This window comes from Paenibacillus sp. 2TAB19 (assembly GCF_052115185.1).
Taxonomy (GTDB): Bacteria; Bacillota; Bacilli; order Paenibacillales; family Paenibacillaceae; genus Pristimantibacillus.
Genome location: NZ_JBFRGE010000122.1, coordinates 1 through 11,902 on the forward strand (window position 1 = coordinate 1; position 11,902 = coordinate 11,902).

Annotated in this window: 19 protein-coding genes; all 19 read left to right on the forward strand. The window is 43.6% G+C overall.

Annotated elements, in window-relative coordinates; genetic code table 11:
- Positions 1 to 146: 146 nt before the first annotated feature.
- Positions 147 to 575: a GNAT family N-acetyltransferase gene (locus tag AB4Z33_RS28975; RefSeq protein ID WP_442053230.1), complete on the forward strand. Its 429-nt coding sequence runs from the start codon at positions 147 to 149 to the stop codon at positions 573 to 575.
- 45 nt (positions 576 to 620) lie between these two features.
- Positions 621 to 1,460, forward strand: a complete 840-nt coding sequence (locus AB4Z33_RS28980; RefSeq protein ID WP_442053231.1) for an aminoglycoside phosphotransferase family protein — start codon at positions 621 to 623, stop codon at positions 1,458 to 1,460.
- A gap of 111 nt (positions 1,461 to 1,571) precedes the next feature.
- The gene (locus AB4Z33_RS28985) at positions 1,572 to 2,060 is read left to right on the forward strand and encodes a GNAT family N-acetyltransferase (RefSeq protein WP_442053232.1); all 489 of its coding nucleotides are present in this window, start codon (positions 1,572 to 1,574) and stop codon (positions 2,058 to 2,060) included.
- The gene (locus AB4Z33_RS28990; RefSeq protein WP_442053233.1) at positions 2,057 to 2,638 is read left to right on the forward strand and encodes a histidine phosphatase family protein; all 582 of its coding nucleotides are present in this window, start codon (positions 2,057 to 2,059) and stop codon (positions 2,636 to 2,638) included. The genes AB4Z33_RS28985 and AB4Z33_RS28990 overlap by 4 nt, the downstream gene beginning before the upstream one ends.
- Positions 2,639 to 2,678: 40 nt before the next feature.
- Positions 2,679 to 3,155, forward strand: a complete 477-nt coding sequence (locus AB4Z33_RS28995) for a hypothetical protein (protein ID WP_442053234.1) — start codon at positions 2,679 to 2,681, stop codon at positions 3,153 to 3,155.
- Between the two features lie 114 nt (positions 3,156 to 3,269).
- Entirely contained in the window at positions 3,270 to 3,776 is a 507-nt protein-coding gene (locus tag AB4Z33_RS29000; RefSeq protein WP_442053235.1) for a hypothetical protein, read from the forward strand.
- A 17-nt stretch (positions 3,777 to 3,793) separates the two neighbouring features.
- Complete coding sequence (locus AB4Z33_RS29005) at positions 3,794 to 4,198, forward strand: GNAT family N-acetyltransferase (protein ID WP_442053236.1); 405 nt, start codon at positions 3,794 to 3,796, stop codon at positions 4,196 to 4,198.
- A gap of 24 nt (positions 4,199 to 4,222) precedes the next feature.
- Positions 4,223 to 4,582 carry a hypothetical protein gene (locus tag AB4Z33_RS29010; RefSeq protein ID WP_442053237.1) on the forward strand — a complete coding sequence of 120 codons (360 nt, stop codon included), beginning with the start codon at positions 4,223 to 4,225 and terminating at the stop codon, positions 4,580 to 4,582.
- A gap of 70 nt (positions 4,583 to 4,652) precedes the next feature.
- A complete protein-coding gene (locus AB4Z33_RS29015) occupies positions 4,653 to 5,216 on the forward strand; it encodes a nucleotidyltransferase family protein (protein ID WP_442053238.1) in 564 nt (187 codons plus the stop codon).
- Positions 5,217 to 5,511: 295 nt separating this feature from the next.
- The gene (locus AB4Z33_RS29020; RefSeq protein ID WP_442053239.1) at positions 5,512 to 6,168 is read left to right on the forward strand and encodes an HAD family hydrolase; all 657 of its coding nucleotides are present in this window, start codon (positions 5,512 to 5,514) and stop codon (positions 6,166 to 6,168) included.
- A gap of 20 nt (positions 6,169 to 6,188) precedes the next feature.
- Positions 6,189 to 6,689: a GNAT family N-acetyltransferase gene (locus AB4Z33_RS29025; RefSeq protein ID WP_442053240.1), complete on the forward strand. Its 501-nt coding sequence runs from the start codon at positions 6,189 to 6,191 to the stop codon at positions 6,687 to 6,689.
- A gap of 27 nt (positions 6,690 to 6,716) precedes the next feature.
- Entirely contained in the window at positions 6,717 to 7,298 is a 582-nt protein-coding gene (locus AB4Z33_RS29030) for a DJ-1/PfpI family protein (RefSeq protein ID WP_442053241.1), read from the forward strand.
- A 66-nt stretch (positions 7,299 to 7,364) separates the two neighbouring features.
- Positions 7,365 to 7,877: a hypothetical protein gene (locus AB4Z33_RS29035; RefSeq protein ID WP_442053242.1), complete on the forward strand. Its 513-nt coding sequence runs from the start codon at positions 7,365 to 7,367 to the stop codon at positions 7,875 to 7,877.
- Positions 7,878 to 7,904: 27 nt separating this feature from the next.
- Complete coding sequence (gene pgsA, locus AB4Z33_RS29040; RefSeq protein ID WP_442053243.1) at positions 7,905 to 8,492, forward strand: CDP-diacylglycerol--glycerol-3-phosphate 3-phosphatidyltransferase; 588 nt, start codon at positions 7,905 to 7,907, stop codon at positions 8,490 to 8,492.
- 47 nt (positions 8,493 to 8,539) lie between these two features.
- Positions 8,540 to 9,241, forward strand: a complete 702-nt coding sequence (locus AB4Z33_RS29045) for a class I SAM-dependent methyltransferase (RefSeq protein WP_442053244.1) — start codon at positions 8,540 to 8,542, stop codon at positions 9,239 to 9,241.
- 19 nt (positions 9,242 to 9,260) lie between these two features.
- Positions 9,261 to 9,806: a GNAT family N-acetyltransferase gene (locus AB4Z33_RS29050; RefSeq protein WP_442053245.1), complete on the forward strand. Its 546-nt coding sequence runs from the start codon at positions 9,261 to 9,263 to the stop codon at positions 9,804 to 9,806.
- A gap of 138 nt (positions 9,807 to 9,944) precedes the next feature.
- Entirely contained in the window at positions 9,945 to 10,880 is a 936-nt protein-coding gene (locus tag AB4Z33_RS29055; protein ID WP_442053246.1) for an acetamidase/formamidase family protein, read from the forward strand.
- A gap of 129 nt (positions 10,881 to 11,009) precedes the next feature.
- On the forward strand, positions 11,010 to 11,294 hold the full coding sequence (locus AB4Z33_RS29060; RefSeq protein ID WP_442053247.1) for a hypothetical protein: 285 nt from the start codon (positions 11,010 to 11,012) through the stop codon (positions 11,292 to 11,294).
- An 11-nt stretch (positions 11,295 to 11,305) separates the two neighbouring features.
- Positions 11,306 to 11,869, forward strand: a complete 564-nt coding sequence (locus tag AB4Z33_RS29065; RefSeq protein ID WP_442053248.1) for a GNAT family N-acetyltransferase — start codon at positions 11,306 to 11,308, stop codon at positions 11,867 to 11,869.
- Positions 11,870 to 11,902: the final 33 nt, after the last annotated feature.

Consider the following 11,902-nt stretch of genomic DNA (forward strand, 5'->3'; position numbering starts at 1 on the left):
GGTCATTTAAGAGAACATCTGTGGTTCAAAGGAAGGTTTCATGATTCGTATTTGTTCTCCATTTTAAAAAATGAATTCGGTTCTTAGTCGTTCATCACATGGAAAAGGCAGAAAAAAATATTAACGGAAATTAGAGGGTGAATGGAATGAGCAGCGAGTACATCACATTAAATAGAATTCCTACATTGGCAGAATATAAAGCGCTATGTGTTTCGGTTGGCTGGGAAGAGTACATGAACTTTGCTGTGGCAGAAGACTCATTAAAACAATCCTTATTCGGTGTTGTCATTCAATATGAGGATGAGATCGTTGGGATGGGGAGAGTAGTAGGAGACGGCAAAATCTACTTCTACATTCAAGATATTGCTGTCAAACCCGAGCATCAGGGCAAGGGGATCGGTAATAAAATAATGGCTGCTATCCAACAGTTTCTCAAGGAAAATGCACCGGATAAATCATTTTTTGGCTTGTTTGCGGCTAGCGGAAAAGAGTCGTTTTACAATAAATTCGGGATCAATAAGCATGATGGCATGACGGGCATGTTCGGAGTCGTTCATGGCGGCGAACTGATGTGAAAGGAAGTGAAGCCAATGCAGAATCGATTAAGAAACGTGGATTGGATGGTAAAGAGCCAGGTTGTGGATTCACTGTTAGACGATAGCAGCTCGATTACTTTCGTACCCTTGGATGCTGGTCTTGAAGCAGAAGTAACAAAGATTTGTTCGAGTGAATCTAACTATGTCCTAAAGGTATGGAATCGATCCTCGAAGCCAAATGTAGGCAATCAGTATAGGCTGTTAGAGGCACTGCGTAATCAAGGATTGTCGGTCTCTCAACCTATTGGCTGGGGCATCGATAAAGAGATGAATCAGGTATTATTGACGAGTTATGATGGGACTCCCGTTAGGAAAGTGAATCAATCATCTCTCAAAAAACTTGCCAAAATATTAACCGGCATACATAGCTATCCTTTAGATCAAATGGATTCTTCCATACTTCTGAGGCATGATTTTGTCGGTTATTTTTACCCGTCGGTAGAAGAACATTTGGATATTAAGGATGTACTGCTTACACTCTTGGAAAAGAGTGACATCAAACAGAATACCATCATTCACGGTGATTATAACTTAGGCAATATACTCGATAATGAGGGTAAATATACGATTATTGATTGGACCAATGGCCAGCTCGGTGACCCAAGATACGATATGGCGTGGTCTATTATTTTAATAAGGATTTATGTGGGGGAGAGGTATGGCTCAGTCTTTCAATCGGCCTGTCTTGCTGAAAGTCATTACACCAAAGAAGAGCTGGAGCTGTTCGAGGCCATTGCTTGCCTGAGGTGGGTGTTGCTTAATCGGATTGCCGATCTTCCTAGAGGGAAGGATACGATTGTAAGGGCGAGGAGCATTTTGAAGAACAGTGAGTACTTAGATGAAAGCTTGCTAGCGAATTTATGATAGTGAGGTGTCCCATGACTATGAGGATTCGAACGGAAAATCAGGCTGACTATGCTCAGGTGCACCAAGTTCGGATAAAACAAATATGATGATACGTTTAGGAGTGATCCTATGGAAGTTTCACTAGAAATGATTGGGGAAGACGGCTTGGCTGCGCTCAATAAGCTCGTCGAATTGGCTGCTTATGATTTGTCTGAACTAAGCGGCAGCGACATTCATGAGAACGGTATGTTCGTGATGGACTTTGATTCGAGAAATTGGTTTGAAGATAGCAACATGGATTTATATTTTATTAGATATGATGGGAAAATTACAGGCTTCGCCGTGGTTAGAATAATTCCGGAGGAAGAAATCAATTATTTCAATCATTTTTTTGTTTTGCGAAAATATCGAAATAAGAAAATAGGCAAGGATGCGGCTATTAAAGTATTTAATCGTTACTTAGGTAAATGGCGAGTAAGTCAATTCGATTGGAATTTGCCTGCGCAGCAGTTTTGGAGAAAAACGCTTAAAGAGTACATCGGCGATAACTATGTGGAGACAAGAAGAAAAGACAATAAAGGCCCAATGCAGGAGTTTGAGAGGGAGACAATCAAATGACTACGACTATCTACATGGTCAGACATGCTGAATCACCGTATGAGGAAGGCAGCGAAAGGACCCGAGGGCTTTCGGTTGATGGAAAGAGGAAAGCCGGGCAAGCTTCAGAGTTGTTAATTAATGAAGGAATCAGCCTAATCTTGTCCAGTCCGTATGCCAGGGCCAGTCTCACGGTCGAGGGATTAGCTCATATACTTAATTTGGATATTATCGAGATTGAAGATTTGAGAGAGCGGTGTTTCGCAGACGATGATTATAAGATTTTGGATGAGGAATTCGTGCCGGTAGTACGGCGAATGTTTGAAGATCCAAATTATGCGCTGCCTGGCGGAGAATCGAATCTGGTATGTCAGAATAGGGCAGTTGCAGTACTGAAGAACATTTTGGAACAACATAATGGCAGCAAAATTGCGATTGGAACTCACGGTAACGTGATGACACTGATGATGGGGTATTTTGACCCGTATTATGGATTTGAGTTTTGGATGCGAACCGACAAGCCCGATGTATACAAGCTTGAGTTCGAAGGATTGGAATTAAAAGCAGTATTTCGACTATGGGATGTTCAAAAAGTGTGATTTGGTGATTTAGACGAGTACCTGCAGAAGGGCGGCTATTATGCATAAGAGGAAAAATAATTTAGTAACTTATTTAATTGTTGTGCTTATCATTTTGATTTTGGTCATTGCGGCATTGTTTAATAAACCGGATGCCAATGAATCGGCCAACAATGTCGTGCTCCTTACGTTGTCTGAACAGGATGAGCCTATTGTTTGGAACAATCTCAAACTAAGTGTCGGGCAGCAGGAGGGTCCTGGAGATTATGTTAGCATTCCTAATCATTCGGAGATAACAGCCACAGAATCGATTACCTTGCCGGCAGGGGAGGCTACAATGATTCGATTCGTACATGGTGGATCGGCTGTGAATCCAGTACCGGACGTCGTTATGTATTGGATTTATATCCAAAGGCCGATTCAGGGCAAGCCGGATATGATGAGAACCTATTACCTCGAGGGACAAGTGGTAGGTGACAATGAACAGCAGGCAAGAGAACAATTTGTTCAATTCGCACAATCTTGGGAAGTTGATTAGCGAAATAATTGTTAATGATATTCGCCTTTGAATGGGTTACAATTCCATTTGAGGGCTGTTTTTATTTATCTGAAAAGGGCGATATTGGATGCAGTTCTAGGAGGATGGGATACCATGAAAGCTACATTAACGAAAGCCGATCTTGAGTCGCCACAGCTTAGTTGGAAGTGTATTGAACCTATGCTGCTCTCTGTTCGGGCAAAGGATTTGGCGACTAAAGCGGCAGTGTATAACGAGTTGAACGAGGGCCAGCGTGCGCTATTTTTGTTTTACGCGTTTCATAACCATGTTCATTCTGTCGCGGAATTTTATTGGTTCACGGCTTATTCTATGATTGAACTGAGATCTTGGGACGGACTTAAAAATGGTTTGCAGTATCTAAACAATGAGGATTTAGTAGGTTTACTGGAGCGTATAGAGCATCTGATTATAAGCACGAACAAGACTGGTGAGCAAGGACGCATGGTCTCTCCGACTGATGTAGAGGAAGACAAGGTGTTGTTCCAAAGAGTGGAGGAGCTGTACGTCGAATATAAGTCGGCTGCTCCAAAAGCAATTGCTAAGATGAACGAAATAATACGTTACAACACGGTTGACTATATAGAGTTAGAAAACGATTAGCTTAAATAGAAAAGGGGATGGCAACATTGATTACTTATTTAGTGAACAAGTCGCTTCAGGCTTCGGAGGTTGCAGAAGTATTTAAATCATCAGGGATTAAAAGACCGCACGAGGACTTGGAACGAATCCAAAGAATGATAGACAACGCCGATATTACGATTAGCGCATGGGACGATGATAAGCTGATTGGAATCGCGCGGGCACTGACGGATTACTCTTATTGCTGCTATCTGTCCGATCTAGCTGTAGATCTGAACTATCAACATCAAGGAATCGGTAAGGCTTTAGTTCAAAAACTGCAAGAGGTTTTAGGTGATGAGACCTCGCTTGTATTGCTTTCCGCGCCAGGAGCGGTAGATTTCTATCCTCGAATCGGTTTCGAAAAGTCAGAAAGAGCTTTTGTAATCGCTAGAAAGAAATAAGCCTAATAAAAGGAGCATATATCGATGAAAAGAATTGAGATCAAGGAAATTGGAATCAAGAGTGCATTCAAAACAACAATATATTTCTCCATTATTCCCCTGGCTCTTATGATGGTAATTGGTTTCATTGTAATCATAATTGGTATATTGATAGGAAATACAGGAGCGATAGCTATGGGCTTTCCCTACTTTATCACACCTATATTCATGGTCGGAATCTATGGAGCATTAAGTATGCTAGTCTCCCTTGTCTATAATAAGCTCAGCAATAAATTTGGCGGATTAGAGTTGGTTATTACGGAAAGCGACGATCCGAGAAGAGGGACTATGAATGAATACAACGGAGTTAATAGAATGGGCGGAGACCCATCAGATCGTACATAGGACGAGAATAGTAGAAATCGATGCAGATATTATTAGGCCTTTGTTTGATGCTTAGTTGGAGTTGATCGTCTTGCAAGAATTGTTGTTAAAAGATAAGTTGATTCAAATCCTGCTGACGAAAGAAGACCTGCTCAGAGATCTGCGTATCGTTCAACAAATGGGTCTTCCTAGTTGGTATATCTCAGCCGGTTATGTACGTAATTATGTGTGGGATCATTTGCACGGCTATGAGCAAGCAACTCCATTAAACGATGTTGATATTGTTTATTATGATCCTAATGATATTGAGGAGCAAACGGAGAAGAGATGGGAATCCAACTTAATTGAGAGCTATCCACATTACAATTGGTCGGCGAAAAACCAAGCCAGAATGCATCTCCGAAATCTAGCGGAGCCGTACCATTCAGTAGAGGATGCCATGAAAAGGTGGCCCGAAACGGTTACGGCTCTAGGAATCTATCTGAATGCCGAAGACCAGATTGAGGTTATTGCACCGCATGGGTTGGGTGACTTATTCGATCTAGTAATAAGGAGAAGTCCTTATTTTCAGGATAAGGATTATTTCTACCAAAGAGTTGCGAGCAAGGGATGGCTTAAGACTTGGCCGCAACTGACGCTTATTGAAGAGACATAGATTAAGGTGAGTGAAGCAAATGAGAACGTTATATCGACCAGTAGGATTATACGAAATGAAATTAATGTTAGATGGGGATTTGAAAGGCTTTCCGCCGAGGCTGCCTGAGCAGCCTATTTTCTATCCGGTCTTGAATAAGCCCTACGCTGATCAAATCGCTCGATCCTGGAACACAAAAGATAAATTTTCAGGAGTTTTGTCAAAACGCTGATGAGCTATCGTTGACGAATGGTCTTTTTAGCTGGTGGGACTAGAATTGTTGAATTGAACTTCATGTCGAGGTGAACGAGAGACGATGATCAAAGCGTTGATATTTGATTTTGACGGCACCATTATTGATACGGAGACACCATGGTACTTTGCGTTCCAAGAGGTATACGGCAGCTATGGGGTAGAGCTTCCTTTGGAGCTATGGGGCAAATGTATAGGAACTACATTCGCAGAGTTTGATCCGTATGAGTATCTCGGACAATGCTTGAATAAGCCCATTGATCGGGACGACATTACGACCAAGTCCAAAGAGTACTACAAGAAGCACATGGATAAGCAGGTACTTCGCGAGGGAGTTATAGACTACCTGTCGCTCGCCAGGAACAAGGGGCTTCGTACGGCAATTGCTTCTAGCTCATCCCTGGAATGGATTCATAAATATATGGATAAATATGATCTGATCGATAGATTCGACTTTGTTATTGCTAGAGATCATGTTAATCAGGTGAAGCCTAGTCCTGAACTGTATTTGAAGGCAATCGAATTGCTGGGTATTGAGCCGACGGAAGCGATTGCGATTGAGGATTCATTGAATGGACTTAGGGCGGCAAAGGCTGCGGGGCTATATTGTGTCGTAACTCCCAATGAAGTCACTAAAGCTATGAAGTTTGAAAGTTATGATATGCGCGTTGATTCACTGAGTCAAATAAGCTTGGATCAATTACTTACTACTTTCAGCTAATAGGGCAGGAGGCCGAGGATTTGATTGTAGATACAGATGTTGTAATTAGAGAGGCGAAGCATGAGGATGCGGAGACCATTCTAAACCTATGGCAGTCCTCCGCGCGTTGGCTGCTGGCGAATGGGATTAAGCAGTGGCGGCCGGAGTATTTTCATCTTGAGCAGGTCATCGAATTTATGAACGATGGCTCGAATATGTATTTGGCAGAGCTGAACGGTGTTCCAGTAGGGACTTATGTGATTACATGGTCGGATCCTTATATTTGGCAAGAACTTGATAGCACGGATGCGGGATATATTCACAGATTTGCAGTTAATCGCGATTATAAAGGGTCAGGGATTGGCAGTTGTTTGATTCGTTCGGCTGAGGAGCAAATACGGCAACGCGGCAAGTCACTCGTTAGGCTGGACTGCATGGCGGCGAATCCGAGGCTGAATCAGTATTATCGAGATCTGGGCTTCAAGTATGTAAGAAAATTGGATAGCGAAGGTTGGAGCGCGAACTTGTACGAGAAGAAGTAAAGAGGAACAATTAAGGGGGCCTTCTGTATGAAAATCGCTTTGATTGTGTTCAACGGCATTACGTTTCTGGACCTCATAGGTTTTTATGATGTAATCTATCGATTAAATTTGTTCGAGCAGGCGAAGGGGACGTCATGGGATTTTTGCGGGCTTCAAGAGGAGATTACGGACGAGCTGGGGCTTGTCATTAAAGTCAATAAGATCAAGCCTGATCTTTCTGAATACGACATGTTATTCGTGCCGGGCGGCATGGGAACTCGCCAGCTTAGATTCGACGAGGAGTTCATTACATGGCTGAAGGGTGCACAGGGAGCACAACACGTCATTTCCGTCTGCACGGGTGCGTTGCTGCTTGGCGCTGCTGGTTTCCTAGAAGAAAAGAGAGCAACGACTAATCCAAGCGCTTATGAGCTTCTCGAGCCCTATTGCAAGGAAGTTATCAAGTCCAGGATTGTAAAGGACGGTAATGTGATTACAGGCGGTGGTGTATCCACATCCATCGATCTCGCTTTGTATATCGTTGGACTGTTGGTTTCCGAAGAGGCTGTTCATATAATCAAGAAACAAATTGATTATCCGTATGAGACAGAGGGGATTGTTGAGTTTTAGTGCGATTCTTAATCCGAGGGAGATGGGCCCTATCATGAGACCCTAATTGTCGAAGGAGCTGGTAGCTTGAAAATACGTATCATCGGTTCTTGCGGCAGCGGGAAGTCATTTATTGCGAAGCAGTTGTCTCAGAAGTATGGAATCCCATATTACGAGCTGGATAATATTGTATGGGATAGAAACGAAGATTCCTTGAAGTATCCGGAAGAAGTTAGAGATGCGAAGCTAGCTGAAGCTTTGAGCGGTGCATCGTGGATCGTGGAGGGCGTTCACTATAAATGGGGCCAAGACACGTTCAAGCAAGCAGATTTCATTTTTGTATTAAGACCGAATAGACTGGCTCGCGATTCGCGGGTCATATGGCGGTTCGTGAAGGTGAGATTCGGATTAGAGACATGGAATTATAAGCAAACGTTTAGAAATCTGTTACAAATGATTTTTGAATGGAATAGAGGTTATGATCGTGAAGKCATCCATCAGGTGCTGATATTGACCGAAGAGCATGCTGGGAAGCGATTTATTGTGAAGCGGAATCAGGAAATTCTGAAGATTTTGGGGCAGCGTACGGAGGCTTCATAACCATTCCGAATAATAAGGAGAATACCAATGAATCTCGCTAATAAAATCACTCTAGTACGAATATTCCTTATCCCACTGCTCATAATCGTCTTACAACCGTATCCCCTTTGGTTAGAAAATAAAATGCCGCTGTTCGCCCATCTCAATGAATGGGGAATGATATATGCTGCAGTCCTATTCTTGCTTACGGCGGCAATGGATAAGCTGGATGGTTATATCGCGAGAAAGTACAGTATGGTTACTAATTTCGGCAAGCTGCTAGATCCGCTCGCTGACAAGCTGCTAATTTCAGTTGCGCTTATTATGCTTGTATGTCTGCATATGGTTCCAAGCTGGATGGTTATGGTTATCATCGGCAGAGAAGTTGTTATTACAGCCATTCGAGTAGCAGCTTCTCACAAAGGTATCGCATTAGCGGCCGATAAGCATGGCAAGATCAAAATGGTATTTCAAGTTATTGCTATTGCTGCAGTCATGCTTAACAATTCCCCTTATATATCTCTAACAAACTTTCCTATCGATATCGCTCTAATGCTCGTTGCGGTGACGCTGACCATCTACTCCGGGTACAATTATCTCAGAATGAATTACGATAGACTGGATTTGAAAATGTAATCCTTATTTGATTTGGGGCAGCATGAAGCTAACCATGAGGTGAGGCCGTGAATAGAGTCGAGAGAATACGAGGCGAAGAGAAGAAGTACCATGATGCTTGCTATGAAGAGCATAAATTATTCGAGCCGGGCTCATGGTTGCATAGGCCGGTACAGACGGTTCTTGAAGTGCTGGAACAGTTCCAGGATTATAAACAACTGAACGTGCTTGATCTAGGTGCGGGGATTGGACGGAACAGCATTCCGATTGCTCAATCGTTGGTTGGGAGACAAGGCAGAGTCGTATGCGTGGACTTGTTAGAATCCGCTATTGCTGGTCTATTGGAAAATAGCAAGCAATTCGGGGTAGAGTCGTATATCGACGCGAGGTTGTCTGATATTGAACATTTCAACATAGCTTCTTCCGAGTATGACTTCATAGTAGCTGTATCTGCTCTTGAACATGTAAGCTCGGAAGCGGTACTTGCGGACAAGTTAGGTAAAATGGTCCGCGGGACAAAGCAAGGCGGTATCCATTGCATCATTATAGGCTCGAATATCCAAGAGTTTGCGCTTCATACCAATGCGGAGCTGGATCCGATGTTTGAAGTGAACATATCCACGGAGCGCATGTTGGAATTGTTGGACGTACAGTATGCAAGCTGGAACGTGCAGAGAAGACATGTGAGAACTCTTGTTTACGATATTGATAGAAACGGCATACCTGTTAAGCTGACGACTGATTGCATCACTTTCGTAGCTAAGAGATAAGCGGGAGGAGAACTTAGGAATGGAGATCGAATTGCAGCCGCTTGATCGATCGGAGTTGCCTATCATTGCAGATGTTGTGAGTACTCAGGATAGAGATTTCATGTACCTATGGGCGGGAAGCACGTATACCTATCCGTTAACAATTGATCAGATGGAACAGCACTATAGCAAGGGGATTCGTTCCATTGATGCGGGCATACTTCTATACAAAATCGTTGATTGCGAGACACAGCGAATGATAGGGTCTGTGCAACTTGGTCGAATCGATTCCATCCGCAAGGAAGCGGTGGTCGGCAGATTCCTCATTCATTCGGAGCAAGACAGAGGCTTAGGCATAGGCACGAAAGTGCTTCAGGCATTAGTGCGCATCGGATTCGAAAAGCTAGATCTCGAGCGTATCCTCCTTAATGTATACCATATTAATGTTCGAGCTATACGCTGCTACGAGAAAGTGGGCTTTCGCAAAACCTATACAAAGAGGAAGCTGTATCAGGCGCTGAACGGCGAATATTGGAATGGCATGGAGATGACATTGGAAAAACAAGCATGGATGGCTGTCGATTGAGCCAAATATGAAAAATTCATTTGGAACGGTTAGGCATGTGTAAGAAAACAATGTGCCAATAAGATTTAGTTAGGTAAGGTGTTAGCCAGCTAAAAGGGCGCTTAGGAAGGAAATCATAGATTATTGGGAGGCGACTGTGTGGCTAAGCATCATATCCTATTAGAACAAGCTGCGCTAATCGGTTCTTTTACGACAGAAGCAACACCGATTATTTCGGTGGTTTCCGGCGATTCTTTGCTATTCGAGACACTGGATGCAGGATGGGGAAAAGGCGCAAGCAATAAGGACCGTTTTAAACCCTTTTCAAGAAGAGAGAAGCTCGACGGCGGTCATGCGTTGATAGGTCCTATCTATGTGGAACAGGCGAAAAAGGGCATGACGCTGGGTATCACGTTCAACGAGATCATACCTGGCTCTTATGGATTCACCGCAGCCGGACAGTATCCGAATTGGCAAAATCAAATGCTTCACTTGACCGAATATGAGGAAATAACGTTAGATTGGAAGCTAGATAATAATAGGATGGAAGGCACATGTCGAATCAGAGACAACGCCTATACCGTTGGGCTTAAGCCTTTCATGGGAGTTATCGGCATGCCGCCTAATGAAGCGGATATTCATTCGACTTGGCCGCCTCGGTTCTGCGGAGGGAATCTCGATTGCAAAGAGCTGGTAGCGGGGAGCACTTTATATTTGCCGATTCCGGTTGACGGAGCATACCTTGCGATAGGAGACGGACATGCCCAGCAGGGGGATGGCGAAGTGAGCTGCCAAGCTATTGAATGTCCTATGGAACTGGTTGATGTTACGGTTGAATTATTACAAAACCAGACCTTGAACAACCCGAGAGCGAATACGCCGTCAGGATGGATTACATTTGGATTCCATGAGGACCTAAATGAAGCAACTGTACAGGCATTGGATGGCATGCTCGACCTGATGGGAGAGTTGTACGGTTTGAACCGAGTGGAGGCGATTGCTTTAGGCAGTGCTGTTATCGATCTTAGAATAACGCAGATTGTGAATGGCGTTAAGGGCGTTCACGCTGTTTTGCCTCATGATGTATTCAAATAAAGCAAGGTAATTGAGAAGAGGGATTGGCGGACATGGACGGGTGGTATGAATGGAATAAAATCGATCAGGACCTCATGAAGTTCGCTGTTATAATCGCACGGTTCAATGGGCAATTCGTGATTATCAAAAATGGTAAACGAGGCGGCTGRGAGATTCCGGGCGGAAACCGTGAGCCGGGAGCTGTACGAAGAAACGGGAGCGATTCAATTTGAGATAGCACCGTTCGGAGTTTATTTATGGAGAGGCAGCTATGGCATGGTGTTCGCAGCGGAGATCAAAGAGTTTGCGAGTTTGCCTAATTATGAAATAGATGAAATGAAGTTCGTGGATTCGTTGCCGGAAGGCTTGAACTTCGGCGACATGTTCTATCTTTTCGTAGAGAAGTGGATAGCATATACAGAGCAGCTACAGTGAGGAGCAAACAAATGATTCTGTTCCAAAATCAAGAGCTAAGCATCCGGACACTTGAGCCTAATGATGCGGAGTTGCTGGAGAAGTGGCTTTCTAACCCTGTTGTACTGGAGTATTACGAGGGGAGAGATCGTCCGCATGACCAGACGCTCGTTCAGCAGCATTTCTATGATGGGGCGGATACCGTCACACGATGTGTCATTATCTATGAATCGGTAGCGATTGGGTACATACAGTTTTACGAGATTGACGAAGAAGAAAAAGAGGAATATGGCTACGGTGAATTCAGCGGCAACATATTCGGGATGGATCAATTCATTGGAGAACCGCCGTATTGGAATCGTGGGATTGGCACGCGATTAATCAAGGATACGGTTCAATACCTGATTAATCAACACCAAGCTGCTCGAATCGTAATGGACCCTCAGGCTTGGAACGCGAGGGCGATTAGGGTGTATGAGAAGTGTGGTTTCGTTAAGAAGAAGCTGCTACCGCAGCATGAGCTTCATGAGGGTGAATATCGGGATTGTTGGTTGATTGAATACGATAGAGATAAAGGATTATTGCAATTGAGATAGAATGGTTATAGTTAAAAATTGTATATATGAGGG